Origin of the sequence: Rhizobium sp. Root1334 (genome assembly GCF_001426665.1) — a bacterium.
In the GTDB taxonomy this organism is placed as follows: Bacteria; Pseudomonadota; Alphaproteobacteria; order Rhizobiales; family Rhizobiaceae; genus Pararhizobium.
This window is the reverse complement of record NZ_LMEY01000030.1, coordinates 164,484-189,323: the sequence shown is the minus strand read 5'-3', so window position 1 is coordinate 189,323 and position 24,840 is coordinate 164,484. Positions and strand designations below refer to the sequence as shown.

The 24,840-nt window shown below is 61.5% G+C and carries 22 protein-coding genes; 18 read left to right on the top strand and 4 right to left on the bottom strand.

Features of this window, described 5'->3' with window-relative positions; translation table 11 throughout:
• Positions 1–234: 234 nt before the first annotated feature.
• From ASD36_RS28115 to ASD36_RS28085, 7 genes are all read left to right on the top strand, one after another.
• Entirely contained in the window at positions 235–1,212 is a 978-nt protein-coding gene (locus ASD36_RS28115; protein ID WP_060506034.1) for an autoinducer 2 ABC transporter substrate-binding protein, read from the top strand.
• 100 nt (positions 1,213–1,312) lie between these two features.
• Entirely contained in the window at positions 1,313–2,827 is a 1,515-nt protein-coding gene (locus ASD36_RS28110; RefSeq protein WP_060506033.1) for a sugar ABC transporter ATP-binding protein, read from the top strand.
• Positions 2,820–3,821 carry an ABC transporter permease gene (locus ASD36_RS28105; protein ID WP_060506032.1) on the top strand — a complete coding sequence of 334 codons (1,002 nt, stop codon included), beginning with the start codon at positions 2,820–2,822 and terminating at the stop codon, positions 3,819–3,821. Before ASD36_RS28110 ends, ASD36_RS28105 begins: the two co-directional genes overlap by 8 nt.
• Positions 3,818–4,813, top strand: coding sequence for an ABC transporter permease (locus ASD36_RS28100; protein WP_060506031.1), 996 nt, complete (start codon positions 3,818–3,820; stop codon positions 4,811–4,813). Before ASD36_RS28105 ends, ASD36_RS28100 begins: the two co-directional genes overlap by 4 nt.
• A 4-nt stretch (positions 4,814–4,817) precedes the next feature.
• Positions 4,818–5,666 carry a sugar phosphate isomerase/epimerase family protein gene (locus tag ASD36_RS28095; protein ID WP_060506030.1) on the top strand — a complete coding sequence of 283 codons (849 nt, stop codon included), beginning with the start codon at positions 4,818–4,820 and terminating at the stop codon, positions 5,664–5,666.
• A gap of 69 nt (positions 5,667–5,735) precedes the next feature.
• Complete coding sequence (locus ASD36_RS28090; protein ID WP_060506099.1) at positions 5,736–7,217, top strand: FGGY family carbohydrate kinase; 1,482 nt, start codon at positions 5,736–5,738, stop codon at positions 7,215–7,217.
• Positions 7,214–7,918: a class II aldolase/adducin family protein gene (locus ASD36_RS28085; RefSeq protein WP_060506029.1), complete on the top strand. Its 705-nt coding sequence runs from the start codon at positions 7,214–7,216 to the stop codon at positions 7,916–7,918. Before ASD36_RS28090 ends, ASD36_RS28085 begins: the two co-directional genes overlap by 4 nt.
• A 38-nt stretch (positions 7,919–7,956) precedes the next feature.
• Here the strand turns inward: ASD36_RS28085 and ASD36_RS28080 are convergent, their stop codons facing one another.
• Positions 7,957–8,520, bottom strand: a complete 564-nt coding sequence (locus tag ASD36_RS28080) for a dual specificity protein phosphatase family protein (RefSeq protein WP_060506028.1) — start codon at positions 8,518–8,520, stop codon at positions 7,957–7,959.
• Between the two features lie 315 nt (positions 8,521–8,835).
• Between ASD36_RS28080 and ASD36_RS28075 the strand changes: the two genes are divergently transcribed.
• The 9 genes from ASD36_RS28075 (at position 8,836) to ASD36_RS28035 (ending at position 20,430) form a co-directional block, all read left to right on the top strand.
• Entirely contained in the window at positions 8,836–9,864 is a 1,029-nt protein-coding gene (locus ASD36_RS28075) for a substrate-binding domain-containing protein (RefSeq protein ID WP_060506027.1), read from the top strand.
• 70 nt (positions 9,865–9,934) lie between these two features.
• Complete coding sequence (locus tag ASD36_RS28070; RefSeq protein ID WP_060506026.1) at positions 9,935–11,473, top strand: sugar ABC transporter ATP-binding protein; 1,539 nt, start codon at positions 9,935–9,937, stop codon at positions 11,471–11,473.
• A 28-nt stretch (positions 11,474–11,501) separates the two neighbouring features.
• Positions 11,502–12,494 carry an ABC transporter permease gene (locus tag ASD36_RS28065; RefSeq protein WP_112834580.1) on the top strand — a complete coding sequence of 331 codons (993 nt, stop codon included), beginning with the start codon at positions 11,502–11,504 and terminating at the stop codon, positions 12,492–12,494.
• A 1-nt stretch (position 12,495) separates the two neighbouring features.
• Positions 12,496–13,512, top strand: a complete 1,017-nt coding sequence (locus tag ASD36_RS28060) for a sugar-binding transcriptional regulator (protein ID WP_060512043.1) — start codon at positions 12,496–12,498, stop codon at positions 13,510–13,512.
• Positions 13,509–14,504: an aldo/keto reductase gene (locus ASD36_RS28055; RefSeq protein WP_060506023.1), complete on the top strand. Its 996-nt coding sequence runs from the start codon at positions 13,509–13,511 to the stop codon at positions 14,502–14,504. The genes ASD36_RS28060 and ASD36_RS28055 overlap by 4 nt, the downstream gene beginning before the upstream one ends.
• 12 nt (positions 14,505–14,516) lie before the next feature.
• Positions 14,517–16,265 (top strand): glycerol-3-phosphate dehydrogenase/oxidase, encoded by a 1,749-nt coding sequence (locus ASD36_RS28050; protein ID WP_060506022.1) that lies wholly within the window; start codon positions 14,517–14,519, stop codon positions 16,263–16,265.
• On the top strand, positions 16,238–17,080 hold the full coding sequence (locus ASD36_RS28045; RefSeq protein ID WP_060506021.1) for a class I fructose-bisphosphate aldolase: 843 nt from the start codon (positions 16,238–16,240) through the stop codon (positions 17,078–17,080). The genes ASD36_RS28050 and ASD36_RS28045 overlap by 28 nt, the downstream gene beginning before the upstream one ends.
• 198 nt (positions 17,081–17,278) lie before the next feature.
• Positions 17,279–18,808, top strand: coding sequence for an FGGY-family carbohydrate kinase (locus ASD36_RS28040; protein WP_060506020.1), 1,530 nt, complete (start codon positions 17,279–17,281; stop codon positions 18,806–18,808).
• Positions 18,805–20,430: a GMC family oxidoreductase gene (locus ASD36_RS28035; protein WP_060506019.1), complete on the top strand. Its 1,626-nt coding sequence runs from the start codon at positions 18,805–18,807 to the stop codon at positions 20,428–20,430. Before ASD36_RS28040 ends, ASD36_RS28035 begins: the two co-directional genes overlap by 4 nt.
• 74 nt (positions 20,431–20,504) lie before the next feature.
• Here the strand turns inward: ASD36_RS28035 and ASD36_RS28030 are convergent, their stop codons facing one another.
• Entirely contained in the window at positions 20,505–21,155 is a 651-nt protein-coding gene (locus ASD36_RS28030; protein WP_060506098.1) for a TetR family transcriptional regulator, read from the bottom strand.
• A gap of 111 nt (positions 21,156–21,266) precedes the next feature.
• Between ASD36_RS28030 and ASD36_RS28025 the strand changes: the two genes are divergently transcribed.
• Together ASD36_RS28025 and ASD36_RS28020 are read left to right on the top strand one after the other, a co-directional pair.
• A complete protein-coding gene (locus ASD36_RS28025) occupies positions 21,267–22,106 on the top strand; it encodes an NAD(P)H-binding protein (RefSeq protein WP_060506018.1) in 840 nt (279 codons plus the stop codon).
• Entirely contained in the window at positions 22,106–22,588 is a 483-nt protein-coding gene (locus ASD36_RS28020) for an anthrone oxygenase family protein (RefSeq protein WP_060506097.1), read from the top strand. The genes ASD36_RS28025 and ASD36_RS28020 overlap by 1 nt, the downstream gene beginning before the upstream one ends.
• 40 nt (positions 22,589–22,628) lie before the next feature.
• Here the strand turns inward: ASD36_RS28020 and ASD36_RS28015 are convergent, their stop codons facing one another.
• Together ASD36_RS28015 and ASD36_RS28010 are read right to left on the bottom strand one after the other, a co-directional pair.
• Positions 22,629–23,282 carry a VIT1/CCC1 transporter family protein gene (locus ASD36_RS28015; RefSeq protein WP_060506017.1) on the bottom strand — a complete coding sequence of 218 codons (654 nt, stop codon included), beginning with the start codon at positions 23,280–23,282 and terminating at the stop codon, positions 22,629–22,631.
• A 154-nt stretch (positions 23,283–23,436) separates the two neighbouring features.
• Positions 23,437–24,663 carry an ROK family transcriptional regulator gene (locus ASD36_RS28010; RefSeq protein ID WP_060506016.1) on the bottom strand — a complete coding sequence of 409 codons (1,227 nt, stop codon included), beginning with the start codon at positions 24,661–24,663 and terminating at the stop codon, positions 23,437–23,439.
• Positions 24,664–24,840: the final 177 nt, after the last annotated feature.

The window sequence follows — 24,840 nt, the reverse complement described above, 5'->3', positions numbered from 1 at the left end:
CCTTCATTTGCTTAGTGCCAATTTCCTCTTGACGAAAGTTTAAATCCAAAACATATTATTTGCACCATCGATTGTGCAAAAAAGAAATATCGATTGTGCACCATGGTCCGCTTGAGGAGGCGGTGAAGTGGAGGATGCGATTTCCCGCGTCAATCCGAACTGAACTGACAGGGAGCGCCAGCCGGGCGCCCCGGGCCTGTTTCCGTGCGCGGAAACGTTTGGAGGAGGAAGAGCATGAAAAAGTTTATGATTGCGGCGCTCGCTGCATCGCTGTCGCTTGGCGTTTCGTTTGCGGCGATGGCCGCCGACAAGGTTGGCGTCGTCGTCAAGATTGGCGGTATTCCGTGGTTCAACGCGATGGATGCCGGGATCAAGGAGCAGGGCGCCAAGCTCGGTCTCGATGCTTTCATGGTTGGCCCGACCAGCGCTGACCCGGCGCTGCAGGTGCGCGCCATCGAGGATCTGATCGCGCAGGGCGTCAAGGTGATCGGTGTGGTCCCCAACGATGCCAAGGTGCTTGAGCCGGTGCTTGCCAAAGCGAAGCAAGCCGGCATCTTCGTTATCACTCATGAATCGCCGAGCCAGAAGGGGGCCGACTGGAATTTCGAGCTGGCCTCGTCGACCGGTTTTGGTGAAGCGCATGCCAAACTCCTGGCTGAAAAGATGGGCGGCAAGGGGGAATATGCCGTGTTCGTCGGCTCGCTGACTGTTCCCCTGCACAATGCCTGGGCGGATGCGGCCGTCGCTTATCTCAAGTCCAACTACCCGGACATGAAACTGGTCGGCGAACGTTATGGCGTGGCCGAGGATGTCGACAAGAGCCGTTCGACGGCGCTTGATCTGATCTCCGCTCACCCGGACCTGAAGGGCTTCCTTGCCTTCGGCAGCCAGGGGCCGATCGGCGCCGGACGTGCCGTTGAGGAACGCCGCAAGACCGGTGAAATCTTCGTGCTCGGACCATTCTCGCCCGGCCAGGGCCAGAAGCTGATCAAGTCCGGTGCGATCTCCGGTGGCTTCATGTGGAATCCGAAACAGGCCGGCGAAGTCTTCGTCACCATGGCCGCCCGCCTGATCAAGGGCGAAAGCGTCAAGGATGGTGACGATATTCCGGGTCTCGGCGTCATCAAGCCTGCTGGTAACGACATCATCGTCGATCAGCTTTTGCCGATCAACAAGGATACCGTGGACGAGCTTGCAGGCATGGGCCTGTAACGCGCTTCCCGAATGGGTTCTCCCGGGCTGCTGGGCTGGCTTCGGCCGGCTTGGCGGCGCCCGGAAGTTCTAAAAAATCAGCATTTCACAGGTTGAACCGATGACTGGACGCGAGAGCGCTAAGAGTGGCCAAAAGCCGCTTCTGTCCCTGCGCAACATCAACATGACGTTCGGTGGCGTCAGGGCCTTGAAGGATGTCAGTTTCGACGTCCTGCCGGGCGAGGTGCATTGCCTGGCGGGTGAAAACGGCTCGGGCAAGAGCACGCTGATCAAGATCATCACCGGCGTCTACCGGCCGCAGGATGGCGCGGTGATCGAGTTCGACGGGCAGACCTATTCGCATATGTCGCCGGTGACGGCGCAGAATTCCGGCATTCAGGTGATCTGGCAGGATCTGGCGCTGTTTCCGGAAATGACGGTGGCCGAGAATATTGCGTTCCAGACGCTGCTCGGCCGCTGGCCGCGTTTCGTCAATTATAACGCCATGCGCGAGAAGGCGGTCAAAGCCCTGGCGCGGCTGGACGTGACGCTCGATGTCGACCGGCCGCTGAAGGACTATGCCATCGCCCAGCGCCAGATCGTGGCGATTGCCCGGGCGCTGGTCGGCGAAGCGAAGCTCGTCTTCATGGACGAGCCGACCGCATCGCTGACGCAATCGGAAACCGACCATCTTCTCGATATTGTCCGCACGCTGTCTGCCTCCGGTGTTGCCGTTGTTTTCGTCAGCCACCGGCTGGCCGAGGTGCTGGAGATTTCCAGCCGACTGACGGTGTTGCGCGATGGTGCGCTGGTTGGCGCCTATTCGACCGAGGGCATGACCCAGTCGCGCATTACCGAACTGATGACCGGCAAGACCTTCGACCAGACGGTTCGCGCCCGCAATGTCAATGCCAATCCGGTGGTGCTGGAGGTGGAAGCTCTTTCGCGGCCCGGACAGTTCGAGGATATCTCGTTTGCCGTGCGGCGGGGCGAAACCCTTGGCATTACAGGATTGCTGGGGGCAGGGCGCACTGAACTGGCACTCTCGCTGTTCGGCATGCTGAAGCCGCGTTCCGGCACCGTCAAACTCGAAGGCAAGCCGGTTCATTTCTCTTCCAATCGTGACGCCATCGCGGCAGGGATCGCCTATCTCTCTGAAGACCGGCTGTCGCTCGGGCTGATCCAGCCACAATCGATCGCCGACAATCTGGTGATTTCCTCGCTCGACAAGATCATCTCGGGCGGACTGTTGTCCGACAGCCGCAAGCGCGATCTCGTCGCTCAATGGATCGCTGATCTCGGCGTCAAGATCGGGCTGCAAACCGATGCGATCTCGACATTGTCTGGCGGCAACCAGCAGCGCATTGCGATTGCCAAATGGCTGGCGACCGATCCGAAGCTGCTCATCCTCGATGCCCCGACCGTCGGCGTCGATGTCGGCGCACGCGCAGGCATCTTCGATATCGTCGCGAAGCTGGCGGAGACGGGCCTCGCGATCATCCTGATTTCCGACGAGGTGCCGGAAGTCTATTTCAACGCGGACCGCGTGCTGCATATGGCCAAGGGGCGTGTCGTCGACCAGTTCCTGCCAGCGGCCTGCTCGCTCGCCGAGATCGAGGCAGCCGTCTATGCGTAAGGCTGTTCAATCCCATGCGACGGAATTTGCGCTGATCGCCGTCATCGCTGTCATCAGCCTGTTCCTGTCCTTTGCAACCGACCGGTTCTTCTCGCTCGGCAATGCGTTCGATCTGCTCAACACCAGTTCCGTCAATATCATCTTTGCCGTCGGCCTGCTGGTGGTTCTGATTGCGGGTGGCATCGATATCTCGTTCGCGGTTGCTGCTTCCGTCGTTCAGTATGTCGCTGCACTGATGCTCGGCTGGATGGGCGGTGGCGGGTGGATCAGCGGATTGTTGATCGCCGGGGCGCTCGGCGTCTTGCTCGGTGCGGTCAATGCTTTCCTGATCCATAAATTCCGGATCATTTCGATCGTCGCGACCATCGCCACCTTCAACATCTATTTTGGCCTGCTGATGTTCTTCACCCGCGGGGTGTCGATCTACAATCTGCCGGACTGGTTGACGTCGCGGGTCATCCTGTTCGAACACGAAATGGCTGACGGCAGCTGGATCGAGATCACGCTTCCGGTGCTGGTCATGCTGATCTGCGTGGTGGCGACCTGGGTATTCATCACCCGTACCACGACCGGGCGGCAGCTCTATGCTTTCGGTGACAATCCGGAGGGCGCGCGCCGGTTCGGCATCAATATCGGCGCGATGCAGTTCATCGCTTTCGGCTGGCTTGGCCTGATGGCCGGGATCGGCGGCCTGATCCAGGCGCATTATGCACAGGAAGTGGTGCCGAATGCACTGTATGGCCGAGAACTGGACGTACTGGCCGCCGTTGTTCTCGGTGGTGCGCGGCTCGGCGGCGGCAAGGGCTCGGTGCTTGGCTGCGTGCTCGGCGTTCTTCTGATCTCGATTACCCAGAACGGGCTCAATCTGGCAGGTGTTTCGCCCTACGCTTTCAAGATGATCGTCGGCGCCATCATTCTCGTCGCCATTACCCTGTCCAATACCAGCATCGAAAAGCTCTTGCCGTTCATGCGCCATGAGGAGGGCCGCAAATGACCGCAATCCTCAATCGCATCAAGGTGGCACTCGGGCCGGATATGGCCGGGCCGGGATTTGCGCTCATTGCCGTACTGGTGATCTTCAGCCTGGCCTCGCCGCAATTCTTCAGCTGGGCGACCTTCGGCTCGGTGGCTTTCCAGCTGCCGGAACTCGGGCTTCTGACCCTGGCGATGCTTTTGCCGGTGCTGACAGGCGGCCTCAACCTTGCCATCACCTTTACCGCCAATATTGCCGGGCTGACGGTTGCCTGGGTGCTGCAGCAAAATGGCGGTGCTGATGCCGGACCGTTTGCCTTTTTCCTCGGCTCCGTCCTGGGGATTGGCGTCGGAGCTTTGAGTGGCGTGGTGATGGGGTTGGTGATTGCCTATACCCGCGCCCACCCGATCCTTGTGTCCCTGTCGATGATGATCTTCCTGCGCGGGCTTGGCGAGTTCCTGACGCGTGGCGGCGATGTCTCAGGTTTTCCAGCCTTCCTGCAGCCGCTCGGCCATGGCAGCATTCTCGGCTTTCCGGTGCCGCTGCTCGTCTTCATCGGCTGTGTCCTGATCTGGCATCTGCTTTTGACCCGCATGAAGCTCGGCTTCAACACCTACATGATCGGCTCGAATATCGAGGCGGCGCGGTATTCCGGCGTCAATACCCGCAAGGTGCTGGTGCTGGTCTATACGCTGTCGGGGGCGATGTGCGCGATTGCCGGCATCATCATGCTCGCCCGGTTCAACTCGGTGCGTGTCGGCCACGGCGAGTCCTACCTGCTGATCACCGTGCTTGCCTGCTTCCTCGGTGGGGTCAATCCGTTCGGCGGCTTTGGCCGTGTCATTCCGGTGGCCGTGGCGTTGGTGGTGCTGCAGCTCCTGTCTTCGGGCCTCAACATCCTCGGCGCCAATCAACATCTGGCGACGGCCGTCTGGGGCATCCTGCTCATCACCGTGATGATCCTGCGCTTTGCCGCAGGCCACTTCCAATCTCTCAAGCGTAAAAAAGGATAGAACCATGGAAGGTTTTGGCGTTCATACCAGTATGTGGACCATGAAATGGGACCATGCGGGAGCGGAAAAGGCGATTGCCGCCGCGGTCAAATACGAGATGGATTTCATCGAAATCGCGCTTCTCGATGCGCCTGCGGTCGATGCTGGACATAGCCGCAAGCTGCTCGAAAAACACAAGCTGCGTTCGGTTTGCTCGCTCGGGCTGCCGGAACATGCCTGGGCCTCGGTGCATCCGGAAAAGGCCGTCGAGCACCTGAAGGTCGCCATCGACAAGACGGCGGATATGGGGGCGGAAGCTCTGTCCGGGGTCATCTTCGGCGGTATCGGCGAGCGCACCGGCGTTCCGCCGACCGAAAAGGAATATGACAATATCGCCCGCGCCCTACAGGCGGCAGCCAAGCACGCCAAGACGCGCGGCATCGAACTGGGCGTCGAGGCGGTCAACCGCTACGAAAACCACCTGATCAATACCGGCTGGCAGGCGGTCGATATGATCGAGAGGGTCGGTGCCGACAATGTCTTCGTGCATCTCGATACCTATCACATGAACATCGAGGAAAAGGGCGCTGCCAACGGCATTCTCGATGCGCGCGAGCACCTGAAATATATCCATCTCTCGGAAAGCGATCGCGGTACGCCCGGTTACGGCAACGTGCCGTGGGACGAGATCTATGCAGCGCTCGCTGCCATTGGCTTCAAGGGCGGCCTTGCCATGGAAAGCTTCATCAACATGCCGCCGCAGGTGGCCTATGGGCTTGCCGTCTGGCGGCCGGTGGCCAAGGACAAGGCTGAAGTGATGGGCAACGGCCTGCCGTTCCTGCGCAACAAGGCGCGGCAATACGGTTTGATCTGACAACAGGACCGGGTTGTTCCCGCACGGGCGGGAACAGCCGCTAACTGACAGACAATGCGGGATGCGGACATGGCGGACGGGCGGTGGAGCGAAGGAAGGGGGGACGGGCAGGAAGCAACTGTCGCGGTCCTCGATGTCGGCAAGACCAATGTGAAGCTTAACGCGGTCACAGCATCCGGCACCATTCTCGAAACGCTGTCGGTTGCCAATCCGGTGACTGAAGACGGGCCGTGGCGGCATCACGATCTGGATACGCTGAGCGATTGGGTGTTCGGCACGCTTGCCGGTCTTGCAAAGCGCCATCCCCTATCGACCTTCGTTTCCTCCGGCCATGGCTCCGGCGGCGTTCTCGTTGGACCGGATCCCGATGCCGGCGACGGTACCGCCTTGCCGATGATCGATTACGAACAGGCTCTGCCGGACGATATCCGCCGGCGTTATGCCGCCTTGTCCGGCTCGTTCTTCGACCGGGGCAGCGCCATGATGCATGGCGCCACCCATCATGCCCGCCAGATGTTCTGGATGCAGCAGGCCGATCCTGCAGGTTTTTCCCGGGCAAAGTGGTTTCTGGGCGTGCCGCAATACTGGGCCTGGCGATTGTCGGGTGTGGCGGTGTCAGAAGCCACAGTTCTCGGTGCGCAATCGCATCTCTGGAATGTGGCAGAGCAGCACTGGTCGCCTATCGTTGCATCGCAGGGCTGGCAAAACCTGCTGCCGCCTTTCGCCAGGGGGTGGGAGGCGCTCGGGACGATCCGTTCGGTTGTCGCGAAGCGATACGATCTGCCACCGGACATCCGGGTTCTCGCCGGCATTCATGACAGCAGCGCCAACTTCTATCGCTATCAGGCGGCAGGGTTCGATGATGCGACGGTGGTTTCAACCGGGACGTGGATCGTTGCGCTGAGCGGCAAGACGCCGCTTGACCGACTGGACGAACATCGCGGCATGACTTGCAACAGCGATGTCGATGGCAACCCGGTCGGCGGGGCGCTGACCATGGGCGGGCGCGAGTTCACCCATGTTGCCGGGCGTGACGATAACCGCCTGAATGCCGAAGCGGCTGCCGTCAGCCGGATGATCGGGCAGGGCACGATGGCGCTGCCATCTTTTGGCGATGACGATGGGCTGTTTCCCGGCAGCGCGGGCAAGGGGCATATTGCCGGGCCGCCTCCGGCCGATGCGGCGGAACGCAAGGCATTGGCGGTGCTCTATACGGCGCTTCTGACGGTCGAATGCCTGGATGCGCTGAGAAGCAGTGGCCGGGTGATCCTCGACGGAAGCTTTCTGCGCGATCCTCTGTATGCGGCGCTGGTTGCGGCGTTGCGGCCGCAGGGTGACACGGTTTCCAGCCTCGATACCTATGGCGTTGCCTCGGGCACGGCGCTGCTCGCCAGCCACGGAACCCGGTCCGCCCGGGCGGCGATCGCGCTCGAAAAACCACCGGTCTTCAACCATCCATCCGCCGATCTGGCGGCCTATGCCCGCCGTTGGCAGGCCACGGCCAGACAGGCCACAAATTTCAACGTGCTTTACGAAAGGTCCTCCCTATGAGCACTCAACACACCGATATTGCCGCGCTGCGCCGCGACATGGTCGACACCTGCCGCAAGATGAACGCCAGCGGCATCAATCAGGGAACGGCGGGGAACCTCTCCGTGCGCACGGCCACCGGTTTCCTCGTCACGCCATCCTCACTTGCCTACGACACGATGACGCCGGGCGATCTGGTGGAGATGGATTTCGACGGCACCTATACCGGCCGCCGGCCGTCTTCGGAATGGCGCTTCCACCGCGACATTCTGAAGAACCGGCCGGATATCAATGTCGTGCTACACTGCCATTCGATCTACGCCACGACGCTTGCCTGCCATCACAAGACCATTCCGAGCTTTCATTACATGACCGGTGTCGCCGGTGGTACGACGGTACGCTGCGCGGAATATGCCACATTCGGCACGCAGGCTCTTTCGGATCATGCACTGGTGGCGCTGAAGGACCGGCTCGCCTGCCTGCTCGGCCAGCATGGCCAGATTTCGCTTGGCAAGACGCTGGAAGGCGCGCTCTGGCTGGCGATCGAAATCGAAACCTTGTCGCGCATGTATGTGCAGGCGTTGACGCTCGGCGAGCCGCCGGTGTTGCCGGACGATGAGATGGCGCGAGTGATCGAGCAGATGCGCAAGATGAGTTACGGCCATGCGCCGGATGCGGAAGGGGTAAACGATATCGCCCGGCCGAAGAGCCTGGTGTCCTGAGCCGCCGGGTGACGTCTGTAACTGGCCGGTGCCGCTGATCAGCCGGAAAGACCGTAGACCTTTTCGAGCATTTCCCAGTTCTCGTCCATCGCATAGGTGGGCGAGAGGAAAGGGATGCTGAAATGGCCAAAGCGGATCGACAGTTGCCGCTCAGCTATGTCTTCATCGACGCCGGCAATGCGGTTGAGATAAAGGACGGAGGCAAGGCCGGTCCGGTCGGCGCCGGATTTGCAGTGGATGAGAATGGGCGTGGGCGCGTCGCGCAAGACTGTGACGAGCTTGTGGGCTTCTTCCACGCTCAATTCTCGGGTCGCAATCATCTTGAAGTCGATATGTTTGATGCCGAGGGCCTGGGCTGCTGCAACTTCGTTTTTATACCATGCGGCGTCTTCGCTGCTTCCGCGCAGGTTGACGATGGTTTTGATACCGTAGCGCTCAGCATAATCGGCCACTTGCAGGGCCGTTGGCTGGTTTGAACGATAAAGCGCGCCGGGGACAACCTCGGAAAAATTGCCGGTGGCCTGAATGGTGAAGAGATAGGTTCCAAGCCCCACAGCGGCGGCGCAACCTGCCAGCCCGGCCAGCTTCAAAAATCTGTACATCGTTCCACCAACGGCTGTTTCGATCAGCCACCTCTGACGTTTTGGGCTGACAGCAGCCTGAACGCCGTGTGATGATGGATGAGATGCCGGGACGGGAGTGGTCTTGCTGGGGGCGTTGACAGTAAAAGGCGGAGCTTCGTTATCCGAATATGTGAAATATATTTCAAAGTATGAATTATATTGACAGCGCTTCGCCGTTGCGATTATCTGCCCATACCGGACTTCGAGGAGGAACTCCGGTCTTCATTGGATCATCGGGCCGCCTTTCAGGCGCCGCCGGGTATTTGGGAGGGGCTTCGGCCTCAAGGAGGAATCTTGCGCAAATTTCTAAGCACGACCGCATTGGCGGTCCTTGCATCCACGCTGTTCGCCGGCGCTGCCAGCGCTGAAACGGAAAATCCGTTCCGCTGCAAGCCGGGCGAAAAGTATGTCATGAACGTCATGGTCTCGGGCGTCGAATACTGGTTCCCGGTCTATGAAATGTTCAAGCAGGCGGGCCAGCAGTTCGGTTGTGAAACCGCCTATACCGGCACGCCGGAATATGACGTCAACAAGCAGATTGCCACATTCGACCAGGCGCTGGCCCAGAACCCGGCCGGTATCCTCGTTCACCCGATGAACTCCGACCCGTTCATCGAGCCGATCAACCGCGCGATCGACCAGGGCACGGCTGTCGTGACCTTCGCCGCCGATGCGCCGCTTTCCAAGCGCATCTCGTTCATCACCTCGGACAACACCCGCGAAGGCACCTATGCCGCCGACGCGATTGCCGAAAAGATGGGCGGCAAGGGCGAATATGCGGTTCTGGAAAATCCAGGCCAGGACAACCACGACAAGCGTATCGCCGCCTTCATCGCCCGGATGGGAGAAAAATATCCGGACATGAAGCTGGTCGGCCGTGCGGCTTCCAACCAGGATCCGACCAAGGCCTATCAGGCGCTGTCGAGCCTCATCCAGGCCAATCCGAACCTTGGTGCCGTGTTCATGCCGGAAGCCAACTCGGCGATCGGCGCGTCGCAGGCCAGCAAGGAAAACGGCGGCAAGATCCTCGTCATGTGCGCCGACGTCAACGCCAACATTCTCGACATGATCAAGGCGGGCGAAGTGTTCGGCTCGATCAACCCGAACCAGGGCATGCAGGGTTACATGGGCTTCATGCTTCTGTGGCTCGCCAAGCATCCGGAACTCATCGACCCGATGAACGACGCCAAGCGCGCCGGCTTCAACCCGATGAGCATTCCCTTCGTCGATAACGGCCTGTCGATCGTGACTGCCGACAATGCCGACGACTTCTACTGGGACAAGTACCTGAAGCGGCGTGGTACGAAGGGCATCGAGGAGTAAGCCTTTTCGTGCCGGCTGCCCGGGGCATGATGCTCCGGGCAGCCACCGCAAGCGTATCAGGGAGAATGTCATGGCGCCGGTGCCGGTCTTGGAAATTCGCAATGTCAGCAAGCACTTCGGTGCCGTGAAGGCGTTGACGGATGTGAGCTTCAGCCTGGAGAAGGGCGAGGTTCATGCGCTGTGTGGCGAAAACGGCGCGGGAAAATCGACGCTGATGAACATCATCGCCGGTGTATTGCAGCCGACCGAGGGCGCAGTTCTCGTCGATGGTGTGCCGGTGAAGGTGACGTCGCCGTCGGTGGCGCAATCGCTCGGGCTTGGCCTCGTGCATCAGGAAATTGCGCTCTGCCCCGATGCGACGGTGGCGGAAAACATGTTCATGGCAGCTACCAACCGGCGTCGCTCGCCTTTCATGAATTATGGCAGGCTGGAGCGCGAGGCTCAGGCCGTGATGAACCAGCTGACACCGATCGACGTGCGCCAGAAGGTGGCCGAGTTGCCAATTTCCAGCCAGCAGCTGGTCGAGATCGCCAAGGCGCTGACGCTCGATTGCCGGGTGCTGATCTTCGACGAGCCGACGGCCGCATTGACGGAATCCGAAACCCAGGTGTTGTTCGGGATCATCCGTGATCTGAAGGCACAGGGTATTTCAATCATCTATATCAGCCATCGCATGGCCGAAATTTTCAGCCTTTGCGACCGGGTCACGGTCTTCCGCGACGGACGTTATGTTTCGACGGAGAAGGTCGCGGATCTGACGCCGGACGATATCGTCCGCCGCATGGTTGGCCGCGAGATCACGCAGCTCTATCCGGAAAAGCAGACTGCGAGCGAGCGGACGAACGAAACCATTTTGAGCCTCGGCAAGCTGGGCGATGGCAGTCGCTTTCACGATGTCAGCTTCGACTTGCGCAAGGGCGAAATTCTCGGGATCGGCGGTCTGATCGGATCGGGCCGCACCGAGATTGCGGAAGGCATCTGCGGCTTGCGGCCGGTGACAGAGGGCGACGTGACGCTGCATGGGCAGCGGCTGAACGCCCGGTCCTATGCTCAGGCCGTCAAGGCTGGTGTCGTCTATCTCTCGGAAGATCGCAAGGGCTCTGGCGTTTTTCTCGATCTGTCCATCGCCCAGAATATTGCCGTTCTCGACCTGAAGTCGCTGACGGGACCATTGGGGCTTCTGAATTCGAAGACGGAGGCGGAGCGCGCCCGTGATCTGACCAGGAGGCTCGGCGTGCGCATGGGCGGTATCGAAATGCCGGTCTCGTCGCTGTCGGGCGGCAATCAGCAGAAGGTGGCGATTGCCAAGCAGCTGGCGGTCAATCCCAAGGTCATCCTGATGGACGAGCCGACGCGCGGCATCGATGTCGGCGCCAAATCGGAAATCCACCGGCTGCTGCGCGATCTCGCCCGCTCCGGTATCGGCATCGTCGTCATTTCGTCGGAACTGCCGGAGCTCCTTGGCCTTTGCGACCGGGTTCTGGTGATCCGCGAAGGCACGGTCGCCGGTGAGGTCGAGGGCGAGGCGATGACGGAGGAGGCAATCATGCGGCTCGCATCGGGGGTCGGCGATCACAACACTTCAAAGGCATCAGAGCATGCCGCATAAAGAACAAGCAGGGGCAGGAGACAAGGTCATGGCGGATGCTACATTGGCAACGGCACATCAGGCGCGGGCGCCGGGCTGGAAGCGGCTGGGGACGATGCGCGAGGCAGGACTGATCGCGATCATCCTGGCGCTTTGCATCGCCATGACGTTTGCCTCGCCGCACTTCCTGACGCTCGGCAACTTCCGGGCGATGATGATGTCCTTTTCGGTCGAAGGCATCGTCGTCGTCGGCATGACCATCCTTTTGATCGTCGGCGGCATCGATCTGTCGGTCGGTTCGGTCGTCTGCTTCTCGATGGTGCTGTCGGGATCGCTGTTCCTGATGGGGCTTGATCCGTGGAGTGCATCGCTGATCGGCATCATTGCCAGCGGCCTGATCGGCTGCGTCATGGGCTTCTTCGTCACGGTGGTGGGGCTCAACCATTTCATTACGTCGCTTGCGGCCATGGTGATCGTGCGCGGTATCTGCCTGATCATCACCAAGGGCACGCCGCTGTCGCTGTTTACCTTGCCACCGTCGTTCAAGGCGGTCGGGCAGGGGACGTTCTACGGCATCCCCTATGTCATCCTGATCTTCGTCGCGGTCGTCGTGCTGTTCGATTTCCTGCTGCGCCGGGCAACCGCGTTCCGCAAGGTGTTCTATACCGGCAGCAACGAGAAGGCGGCGCTGTATTCCGGCATCAAGACCAACCAGGTGAAATTCTGGGTCACCGTGCTCTGCGCCACCCTGTCCGGTGTTGCCGGCGTCATATACATGTCGCGCTTCGGTGCCGCGACCCCGACGTTCGGTGTTGGCATGGAACTCAACATCATCGCAGCGGCCGTGATCGGCGGCGCTTCGCTCAACGGTGGCTCCGGCACGATCCTGGGGGCGATCCTCGGCATCGCTCTGCTCTCTGTTGTCACCAGCTCGCTGATCCTGCTCGACGTGTCCGTCTATTGGCAAGACATGATCAAAGGTTGCATTCTGCTCGCCGCTGTTTCAATCGACCATTTCCTGCACAAGCGGAAGGCTGCCTGATATGTCGCCCAATAGGCCGATTGCCAAACTGAAACCCGCCAATGCGCCGCGCGAGGAGATCGTCATTGCGCGGCAGATGCACCAGGCGCTGGTTCTGCATTTCCTCGAAGGGCTGACGCAGGCGCAGATTGCCGATCAGCTCGGCATCTCGCACGCCACCGTCAATCGGCTGATCAAGCGCGGCCGCCAGCTGGGCCTCGTCGAAATCAAGATCAAGTCGCCGGTCGAGCCGCTGGTCGATATGGAAGAACAGCTGCTGGCGCTCGGCGGTATCGGCCGCGCCGTGGTGGTGCCGACGGTGTCGGACAATCCGCAGACAGCGCTGCAGGCGGTCGGCGAGGCGGCGGCCCGGCTGCTTTTGGAAGAGATTATCGATGGCGATACGATCTGTATTACCGGTGGCAAGGGCGTCAGCGCCGTCGTTGCCGGATTGCAAGCGCAGCGCCGCTTTGATGTCGAGGTGATCCCCGCGACCGGTTGCGTCCAGGGCAAACATTACACCGACGTCAACCACGTCTCGACGATGATGGCCGACCGGCTGGGCGGGCGTTCCTACCAGATCCATGCGCCGCTGTTTGCCGATAGTGCGGCCGAGCGCGGCATGCTGATCAACATGCGCTCCGTTGCCGACGTGTTCAAGCGGGCCCGCGAGGCGAAGATCGCCGTGGTCGGCATCGGCTCGATCCTGTCGGACGACTCGAGTTACTACGACCTGCATCCGTCTTCGAGCACCGACCGCGCGGCCATCGAGCGTTCCGGCGCATCGTGCGAACTGCTGGCGCATCTGCTCGACGATCAGGGGCAGGTTTGTGACTACAGCCTCAACCGGTCGCTGGTGTCGCTGACACTGCCGGAATTTGCCTCGATCCCCACCAAGATCGGCGTGGCGAGCGGACCAAACAAGGCAGGACCGATCCTCAGTGTTCTGAGAGGCAATCATCTCGATACGCTGGTGACGGACGAAGCGACCGGTGCGCGCGTGCTGGCATTGGCGAATGGCGAAGGAAAATGGGCATGAGCGGACAACAGTTGACACGCGAGATCGGTGCATCCGGCGTTTCCGCCTCGGCGGTCGGGCTCGGCACATGGGCGATCGGCGGCTGGATGTGGGGCGGGACGGACGAGGCGGAATCCATCGCCGCAATCCAGGCTTCGCTCGATGCCGGCGTAACGCTGATCGATACGGCGCCGGCCTACGGGCTTGGCCGTTCGGAGGAGATCGTCGGCAAGGCCTTGGCTGGCCGCCGCGACAAGGCCGTCATCGCCACCAAATGCGGTCTTGTCTGGCACACGCAGAAAGGCCGCCACTTCTTCGATCAGGACGGCAAGCCGGTTCATCGCTATCTCGGCCGGGACGCAATCCTGCACGAGGTCGAGGAGAGCCTGAAGCGGCTCGGAACCGACTATATCGATCTCTACATCACCCACTGGCAAGACCCGACGACGCCGGTCGAAGAGACCATGCGGGCGCTGGAAGACCTGCGCGCCTCCGGCAAGATCCGCGCCATCGGGGCGAGCAATGTCAGCCGCGATGATCTCAATGCCTATATTGCGGTGGGTGGTCTCGATGCGATCCAGGAACGGTTCAGCATGATCGATCGGGAGATCGAGGTGGATCTTCTGCCAATGACCAAGGCCAACGGCATCGCGACGCTCAGCTATTCGTCGCTGGCGCTCGGGCTTCTGTCGGGCACGATCGGTCCGGACCGGGTGTTTTCCGGCGACGACCAGCGCAAGGATAATCCCCGCTTTTCAGTCGAGAATCGGAAGAAGGCAGCGGCTCTGGCCGACGCCATCCGGCCGGTTGCGGAAAAGCATGAGGCCAGCATCGCCCAGACCGTGATTGCCTGGACACTGGCGCAGCCTGGCGTGACCTTCGCGCTGTGCGGCGCGCGCAATCCGGCGCAGGCGATCGACAACGCGCGGGCAGGCACCATCCGGCTCGACGCGGCCGATCTCGCGGCCATCGATACGGCGATAGCGGCGAAACTGACTGATATGGACAGGTAGCGGATCGCCATCATGAAACGTGAAGAAATATTGGACGGGCTCCGCCAGAGCCCGAAGGTGGACGTGTGTGTCATCGGCGGCGGCATCAACGGCATCAGCGTCTTTCGGGAACTGGCGCTGCAGGGGCTGAACGTGCTGCTCGTCGAAAAGCATGATTACTGCTCGGGTGCCAGTGCCGCGCTGTCGCGCATGGTGCATGGCGGGCTTCGCTATCTGGAAAATGGCGAGTTCAAGCTGGTGCAGGAATCGCTCGCCGAACGGGACCGGCTGTTGCGCAACGCGCCGCATTACGTGGCGCCGCTACCGACGACGGTGCCGGTCTTCGATATCTTTTCCGGTCTCGGCAATGGTCTCGTCCGGTTTCTGGGTTTGAGCCGCAGCCCGAGCCGCAGGGGCGCCATTGCCATCAAGGCAGGTCTCAGTATCTATGATTTCCTGACACGCAAGCGGGCGATGATGCCGCGCCATCAGTTTCGCGGACGGCGTTCGACGCTCAGCAAATGGCCAGCCCTTCATCCGGGCATCAAGAGTTCTGCCACCTATTTCGACGCCTGGGTCAGTCATCCGGAACGGCTTGGCATGGAACTGTTGCAGGACGGTCTTTTGGCGGCACCCGGGGCCAAGGCGCTGAACTATGCGGAGCTGCGCCGCACGGAAGACGGCCGGTATCGCGTGGAAGACCAGATTGGCGGTGCATCCGTTGCCGTTGAACCGGCGCTGATCATCAATGCCACTGGTGGCTGGATCGATATCGCCAACCAAGGCCTGTTTTCGCCGGACGCGCTCCCCGCACCGCTGATGGGCGGCACCAAGGGATCGCATCTGATCATCGACAATGACGCGCTGCGCGGCGCGCTCGCCGATCACATGATCTATTACGAAAATGAGGACGGGCGGATTTGCATCCTGTTTCCCTATCTCGGCAAGGTGCTGGTCGGGTCCACCGATATCCGCGTCGATGATCCGGAAACCGTGCGCTGCGAAGCCGACGAGCGCGATTACATCCTGCAATCGCTCGCCTTCGTCTTGCCGGATATCAAGATCAGGCCGGAGGAGATCGTCTTCCAGTTTGCCGGTGTGCGGCCGCTGCCTGCCAGCACCGATAGCTTTACCGGCCGCATTCCGCGCGATCATTTCTGCACGGTCGTGGAGCCGAAGGATGGTGGTCCGCCGGTGCTGTGCATGATTGGCGGCAAGTGGACGACGTTCCGGTCGTTCGGGGAGATGGCCGCCGATATGGCGCTCGAACGGCTAGGCAAACGCCGCCGTGTTTCGACAACCGACCGGCCAATCGGCGGCGGGCGGGCCTTTCCGGCCAATGCGCCGGTCTGGCTTGCGAACACTGCCACGGCCAAGGGGCTTTCCGGAGCGCGCATGGCCGAGCTGTTTGCCCGTTATGGCACCGATGCCGAGGCCGTTGCAGCCTTCATTGCGGCAGGCCCCGACGCAGCGCTGCCGCACGCCGGTTATTCGGTACGCGAATTGCAGTTCCTGATCCGCGGCGAAGCGGTCGAGCATCTTGACGATCTGCTGTTGCGCCGGACGGCGCTGGCGATTTCGGGCGAACTGTCGCTGGATATGGCCGATGCGGTGCTGGATCTGCTGGCGCAGGAAAAACACTGGACACCGGCGCAGCGCGCTCAGGAGCGCAGCCGTTTTCTCACCCTTCTCAACGGGCGCCATGGCGTCGATGAAGATATGCTTTCCGCAAGGAACGAACCAAGGAGCACAGAATGCGAAACAACAGCAAAGTCCGGATGAACCGGCTGTTCGGCAATGGCCGCTGCCTCGACGTGGCGATAGACCACGGCGTATGCAACGAGCCGTCTTTCCTCGATGGACTGGAAAACATCGAAGCGGTCGTCAAGGCGCTGGTGTCTGCCGGGCCGGATGCGATCCAGATGAACTACGGCCAGGCGGACCTGCTGCAGGATATCCCTGGCAAGGACAAGCCGGCACTGGTGATGCGCATCGACATGGGCAACCCCTATAACCGCATCCGCCACCGCGACATGTGGGCGGTGTTGCAGAACGAGGCCGAGCCGCTGATCGGCGCGCTCGAGATGGATGCCGCCTGCGTCGTCGTCAACCTGTTCATGCTGCCGGACGAGCCGGACCTGTTCCGCCAGTGCGTGCAGAATATTTCCCGCGTGCGGGCCGATTGCGACAAGTATGGCATGCCGCTGATGATCGAGCCGCTGGTGATGCAGCCGGTCACGGAAAAAGGCGGCTACATGGTGGATGGCGATGCCGACAAGATCGTCACGCTGACGCGTCTTGCCCGCGAGATGGGTGCCGATATCGTCAAGGCGGACCCGACCGACAATGCCGCGGATTTCCACCGGGTGGTGGAGGCGGCGCGCTGCCCGGTTCTGGTACGTGGCGGCGGCAAGGAGGATTTGCGGGCTGTGTTCGATAAATCGGCGGCCTTGATGCAGCAGGGCGCCATGGGCATGGTCTATGGGCGCAACATCTATCAGCATGCCAATCCGAGTGCCGTGGTGCGCGGACTGATGGCGATCATTCATGAGAATGCCAGCGGCGAACAGGCGTTTGCGCGTTATCAGCAGGGGTAAGGAGCAGGTTCTTTCTTCTCCCCAACGGGGAGAAGTGCCGAGCTTAGCGAGGCGATGAGGGGGCGGCGAGTTCAGAGCCTGCCGCCCCCTCATCCGGCCCTTCGGGCTACCTTCTCCCCGTTGGGGAGAAGAGGAAGTAAGGCCTGTGTTTTCGGCCCGATCCGCGCAAAACTGTCAGAGCCTTGGGAGGGGTTTAGAATGAAAGACTATCTTTTGGGGCTCGACGCCGGAAACACCGTGATCAAGGCGGTGATTTTTGACCGGGCGGGCAACGAAATCGCGGCCGCTGCCGAGGAAGGCCATAGCCGCATGCCGCACCCGGGCCATGTCGAGCGCGGTCTCGATGAACTGTGGACCAATGCGCGGCAGGTTATTCGCGCCTGCATTGAGAGAGCGAAGATCCAGCCCGAGGAAATTGCCGCGATCGGTTGCGCCGGGCATGGCAACGGTCTCTATGCGCTCGATCGCGATGGCGCACCGCTCATCGGCATCCAGTCGCTCGACACACGGGCGTCCGGCCTGGTCGACGAATGGCGTGGAACTGGCGTCGGCGAGCGGACCTATCCGATTGCCCGCCAGCGTCCCTGGCCGTCGCAGACGCCGACCTTGCTCGCCTGGCTGAAGCGCCACCGGCCGGAGCAGTTCAGCCGTATCGGCACTGTGTTCTTCTCCAAGGATTTCATCGTCAACCGCCTGACTGGCGAGCGGGTCAGCGAGGTTTCCGACATGTCCGGCGCGGGGCTGCTTGATCTTGCCGAACGCCGCTACGACAAGGCGTTGATGGAGGCCTATGGCCTCGGCGATTGCATGGACCTTCTGCCGCCGCTGATCGAAAGTGCCGATATTGCCGGCATGGTAACGGAAGAGGTGGCGAGCCAGACCGGTCTTGCCGCCGGCACGCCGGTGGTGGGCGGGCTGTTCGACGTGGTCGCCTCGGCGCTCGGGTCGGGCGTCACGCGCACCGGCAGCGCCTCTATCATCGCCGGGACCTGGAGCATCAACCAGGTGATCATCGACGGTCCCGATCTCGATGGGCCGGTCTTCATGTCCTCCACTTTCGACCGTGGCCGGTACATGGCGATGGAAAACAGCGCTACTTCGGCCGCCAATCTCGAATGGCTGGTCAGGGAGTTCTTTGAAGGCGAGCATGCGGACGGCGTTTCGCCCTTTGATGCAGCTTGCGCGCTGGCCGGAGCAGTCGAGCCCACGGCCGACGATCCGCTTTACCATCCCTATCTTTACGGCGCCCAGCAGGACGGCCATGCGCGGGCCGGTTTCTACGGCATCGCCGGCTGGCACACCAAGGGGCATCTCGTACGGGCGCTGCTGGAAGGCGTTGCCTTCGGTCATCGCCAGCATATCGAGACGATCCGCAAGGCCGGTGCCGTGTTCAACGAGGCTGTCCTTTCCGGTGGCGGGTCGCGCAGCCTGATCTGGCCGCAGATCTTCGCCGATGTGCTCGGCGTTCCCGTCACCGTTGCCCGCTCGCGCGAAACCGGTGCATTGGGAGCTGCGATCGCCGCTGGAACCGGCGTCGGTATCTTTGAGGATTTCGGTGCGGGTGCCGCAGCCATGGTGCGCACCGAGCGGCATTATCGTCCGAACGTCTCGCTTGATGCACATTATGCCCGGCGCTACGCTCTCTATACCGATATTGCCGAGGCGATGGGGCCGCTCTGGCGGCGTCTGACAGCGGTTGAGCCGGTTGTTGCTGGAGTGGCGGCGTGAACATGCATGTGAATGACCAGACCTTGGATGCGGGAACCTACGACTTCATCGTCGTTGGGGCTGGATCGGCGGGATGCGTGCTGGCCAACCGGCTTTCTGCAGATTCGAAAAACCGCGTGCTTTTGCTCGAGGCTGGCGGCAGCGACCGGTATCACTGGGTGCATGTGCCGATCGGCTATCTCTACTGCATGGGCAATCCGCGCACCGACTGGATGATGAAGACGGCGGCCGAGGCTGGGCTGAACGGCCGTTCCTTGCCTTATCCGCGTGGAAAGGTGCTCGGCGGCTGCTCGTCGATCAACGGTATGATTTATATGCGCGGCCAGGCGGCCGACTATGACGGCTGGCGGCAGGCAGGCAATACCGGCTGGGGCTGGGACGATGTGCTGCCCTATTTCCTCAAATCCGAGGACAATTATCGCGGCAAGTCGCGGATGCACGGGGCGGGTGGCGAATGGCGGGTGGAAAAACAGCGGCTGTCCTGGCCGATCCTTGATGCCTTCCGGGATGCGGCTGAAGAACTCGGCATTCCGAAAACCGACGATTTCAACGATGGCGACAACGAGGGTTCCGGCTATTTCGAGGTCAACCAGCGCGGCGGCCTGCGCTGGAACACCACCAAGGCTTTCCTGCGCCCGGCGATGAAGCGGGCCAATCTGCGGGTGCTGACCGGGGCGGAAACCGAGCGGCTGGAGTTCGACGGCAGAATGGTGACCGGCGTGCGGTTCCGGATGAACGGGCAGGCGCATGTTGCCCGCGCCAGCCGCGAGGTCATCCTGTCGGCCGGTGCAATCAATTCGCCGAAGATTCTGGAGCTTTCCGGGGTCGGCAGGGCGGATGTGCTGGCGTCCGCTGGCATCGGTGTTACCCATGATCTTCCGGGTGTCGGCGAAAACCTGCAGGATCATCTGCAGATCCGCACGGTGTTCCGCATCGAGGGCGCCAAGACGCTGAACCAGCTCTACCACAACCTGTTCACCCGGGCGGGCATGGGGCTCGAATACATGTTGCGCCGCTCCGGGCCGCTGTCGATGGCGCCGAGCCAGCTTGGCATTTTTGCGAAGAGCGATCCGGCGGTGGCTACGGCCGATCTCGAATACCATGTGCAGCCGCTGAGCACCGACCGGCTGGGCGAACCGCTGCACAAGTATCCGGCCGTCACCGTATCGGTCTGCAACCTGCGGCCGGAAAGCCGGGGGACCGTGCATGTCGCCGGGCCTGATCTTTCCGTCGCTCCGGAAATCCGCCCGAACTACCTTTCGACGGCCGGGGACCGGATTGTTGCGACCAATTCCATCCGCCATGCACGGCGCTTGATGGAAGCCGGTGCCATCGCCAAATACCGGCCGCAGGAAATGCTTCCGGGTACGCAGTATCAGAGCGAAGAGGACCTGATCCGCCGTGTCGGCGATATCGCCACGACGATCTTCCATCCGGTCGGCACCTGCAAGATGGGCAGCGATCCGCTGGCGGTGGTCGATCTGCAATTGCGGGTGCATGGCCTCTCAAAACTGCGGGTGGTCGATGCCTCGATCATGCCTTCGATCGTTTCGGGCAACACCAATTCGCCCGTCATCATGATCGCGGAAAAGGCGGCGGAGCTGATTGCCTCGGCTCGATAGGCATCCGATACGGCGAGCGACGAGTGGCTCTGCCTGAGCGGCAAGCCTGCTGGCAAACCTGATGCGCCGGGATTTCACGGCGTATCGGGGGCGTCAGCAAAGCTCCGATAGGCCATGCGCTTATAGGCTTCGATGAGGGCGCGGCCTTCCGGCTCGCCGGTCGAGATCGCCAGCCGCATGACGCACTCGCAAAAATACATCACCAGCAAGGCCGACGCCTGAAGCTTGTCCACGTTCTCGCCCGGCAGCGCGCGCTTCAGCGCCCTGGTGAGAAGGATGGCATTCTGCCGGCTGGCCTCAAGCTCGATCTCGCGCAATGCCTTGTCCGCCTGCATTGCCGACCAGATGTCGCGGATCACCGGCTCGGCCAGGAATATCCCGTAATACTCATCGATCAGCGCCGAAAAGGCCCGTTGCAGGTCTGCCATCGTCCTTACATCGGCGAGGCCATCGGTGATGCAGGTGCGCGAGATAGCATTGTAACGCTCGGCCAGCGTCCGGATGATCGCCGCCTTGTCGGGAAAATACTGATAGAGCGAACCGATCGAAATGCCGCTCAGCTCGGCCACTTCGCTCATCCGCATCGTGTCGCTGCCACGCTCGGCAATCAGCCGTGAGGCACTCGACAGAATAAGCTCGACCCGTTCGCGGCTGCGCTTTTGCGTCGGCGATTTGCGCATTGCCCCTTCGTCTTCCGGTGCCGGCGAGGGGGCTGTCTGGTCCAGGGCCAAGGGTCATCCTTTCGATATTTCGCTTGACGATCAAAATACGAGGGTTTATCACATTTAGCAAATGTGAGGGTTGCTCATATTGTTGAGGCCAAAGGGAGCAGGTTGATGAGCGCAGAAGCAAGCGGAACGATTGTGATCCTGGGCGGTGGCGGCAAGACCGGGCGGCGGGTGGCGGAGCGCCTGGCGGCAAAGGGCAAGGACGTGCGGCTTGCGTCGCGCTCGACCGCTCCGGCATTCGACTGGACCGATCCTTCGGGCTGGGCGGCTGCGCTCGACGGTGCCGATGCCGCCTATGTCAGCTACCAGCCGGACCTTGCTGTTCCAGGTGCCGTCGAGGCGATCGGGACTCTCTGCCGGATGGCGGCCGACAAGGGCGTCAAACATCTGGTCTTGCTGTCTGGACGCGGAGAAGACGAGGCTCTGGCGGCGGAAGAGACGCTGAAACGGTCCGGCGTTGGCTATACCATCATCAGCGCCAGCTGGTTCTTCCAGAATTTCAGCGAGGCTTTCCTGCTCGACGGCATCCAGTCCGGCGAGTTGTTCCTGCCGGTCGGCGCTGTGAAGGAGCCCTTCATCGACGCCGATGATATTGCCGATGTTGCGGTTGCCGCTTTGACGGAGCCGGGGCACACGGGTAAGACCTACGAGGTGACAGGGCCGCAGTTGATGACGTTCGGTGAGGCGGTGGCGGAGATCGCCCGGCAGACGGGCCGCGATATCCGCTTCACTACCGTCGGTATCGATGACTATGCCGCCATGCTGGAACAGGCGCAGATTCCGGCTGATTATATCGGACTGGTGCGGTATCTGTTCACCAGCGTTCTCGATGGCCGCAACGAGAGCCTGACGGACGGTGTCGCCCAGGCGCTTGGCCGTCCGCCGCGTGGTTTTGCCGGTTTCGTGCGTGAAACTGTTGCAACCGGTGTCTGGGAGGAGCCGAAATGATTGCCGCACTTTTTCCCTGGCTGATCTTTTCGGCCGTGATCGGCGCCGGGCTCAATGCCGGCCTGTTCTTCATCTTCTCGGTCTGCATCATGGCGTCGCTGGCGCGGCTGCCGGCCGAGCAGGGCATCGCCGCAATGCAGGCGATCAACGTGGTGATCCTCAATCCATGGTTTCTGCTGGTCTTCATGGGAACGGCGGTTCTGTCGTTGATCCTCGTTGCCGGCGGTTTCATCCATGGCGGGCCGGCGCGGTTCTATCTGATCGCTGGCGGGCTGCTCTTTCTCGCAGGCGTCATCCTGGTGACGATGATCGTCAATGTGCCGATGAACAATGCGCTGGAAGCACTGCAACCGGGCAGCGACGAAGCCGCCCGCCTGTGGGCATCCACCACGCTCGTCGACTGGGTCTGGTGGAACCATGTGCGCACATTGTCGTCGATCGGTGCATTGGGGTGTTTTGTGATGGCTTTCCGCACGGCCTGAACACGTCAGTGCCGTGAGCTAAACTGCCTTTTCGCGCCGTTTATCCGCCGAACGCGATGGTGACGAGCACGAGGACACTGCCGATCGAAGCCATGGCAAAGGCCGTTGGCCAAGGTTTCCGTCCGGTATATCTGCCGATCTGAGCGCCGATGATAAACAGCATGACTAGCGATGTCGCGTTGGACACGCGCATGGCCAAGCGCAATTCGTCGATAAAAAAGAAAGGGATGCTCGGAGGCAGTGTCGAGGCGACGACAAGTCCGAAAATCAGCACAGCAGCCTTGAAATCGCCAAGCGTAACCACTCTGCCGCCTTGTACCTCCGGCTTCGCCCGCATGCATGAGAACAATGCCTCAACCTGGCTGTTGTCGAGGCATGATCCGATCTCATCGGGAAGGTGCTCAAGAAAAACCTGGCGGGCTTCAGGCACAGCATCTTTTCGGATCGATGTCATCAAATGTCGTTTTCTCGCCCGCTCCACTGCGACCGCAAGCACGAACATCACGCTGTCCACGATGCCCCACGCGACATTGCATCCCAGCGCGGCAACCAGCACGCCGCCGACCTGTTCCCCATCGGCTACGGCCGCACTCATCGTTCCGGTAAAGGAAAGCGCCATCAGTAATCCGAAGACAATCTCGGACATCCGGTCGACCGGATCAAGAACAGGCCGGGCACGCTCAACAATCGTCATTGAAAATCCCTTTATCCCGCTTCGAAGAAACTCGTTCTACCGTTCGTGCCTTCGTCATCCACCTGGCGGTGAGACCGATACACTGGCAGGGCTGCTTGACCGCTTCGGGCCGAAAGCTGACCGTCCTTTGGTGCAAGTTCATGCGGCCCGGCCCTCAATCCAGCGCGTTGGCCCGCGTTTTCAGGATCGCCGAAAAACGCGGGTCGAAGGCGCGGCTGATCGGTTCGGCGGCTGCACCGAGCGCCACCGACCAGGGGTCGGTCATGCCCAGTTGCAGGCGGGGTATCGGGCGGCCCGGGCGGTTGGCGTTGGACGGAAGCAGGGGGTGGATGGCCTCCAGAAGTTTGCGGGTCAGCGCTTCCGGCCCGGTTGAGCAGAGAATGACGGTCTGGGGGTCGAAGATTGTCTCGATGATCTGCACCCCCCAGCGCAATTCTTCGGCGGCCGCATCGATCCACGATGCCATCGCAGGATCGCCGGTGTTCACCAGCATGTTCAGGTGTTCTGGCAGTCCGGGATCGGACGGGTCGGCGCCGAGATGCTCGTAGAGCGAGGCAAGCGACGCGCGGTGCTCAAGCGACGTCTGGTCCGGCCGCCGCTGGGTGGGAGGTAACAGCACCATGCCGATTTCACCGGCATTGCCGTTGGTTCCGGCATAGAGTTCACCATTCAGAATAAGGCCGGCGCCAATACCGAAACCGACATACAGACAGACGGCATGATCGATGCCATGGGCAGCACCAACCATGCGCTCGGCAGTGGCGCAGGCGGCGGCGTCGTTCTGGAGTGCCACTTCCAGCCCGGTGCCGGCGGCCAGTGTCTCGAGCAGCGGAAAATTCTGCCAGGCGGCCATCATCCACTGATCGTCGTTGTCGGTCGCCAGCCCGAACGGGCCGGGCATGGCGACGCCAAGGCCGACCAGCCGTTTCTCGGCCTGATCGGCAATGCCAGCCAGTTCGGTACGCACATGTTCGATCAGGTCGAGAATGACCTTGGCGCCATTGGCCGGGCCGCCCGGTGGCAGGTTTGCCTGGGCGCGCACCAGAACGGTGCCAACGAGATCAACCGCGATGGCCCGCGTCACATGCCGGTCGATCTGCAGGCCGATGGCAAAGGCACCGTCCGGCACCAGCCGGTAGGGCGTCGAGGGCTGGCCGCGGCCGTTGCGGACTGCCGCCAGCGAGACCACCAGTCCGTCGCGCTCCAAATCCTCGATGATGTTGGAGACTGTCTGCTTGGTGAGTTTTGTTGCCCGCGCGAGATCGGCACGCGACAACTGCCCGTTCAGTCGCAGCGCGTCGATCATGACGCGGCGGTTATGGGCGCTGGTGCCCTCCTGATTGGTGCCGCTTTTGGCCCGGATCGGTCGCATCTCGTTCATCCCGCGGAACCCTCTTGACACCATTAGAATATTGAACAAGAATTAAGTCAAAGCAATTGACTTAATAAAAAAGAGCCGCAGAGCTTTTCGGGAACAAACGGCATTACGGGACAAGTCCTAGTGGCCGCACAACACTTCGACAAGGCATGCCGGAAGCCGCTTCACGCGGTTTCGCGG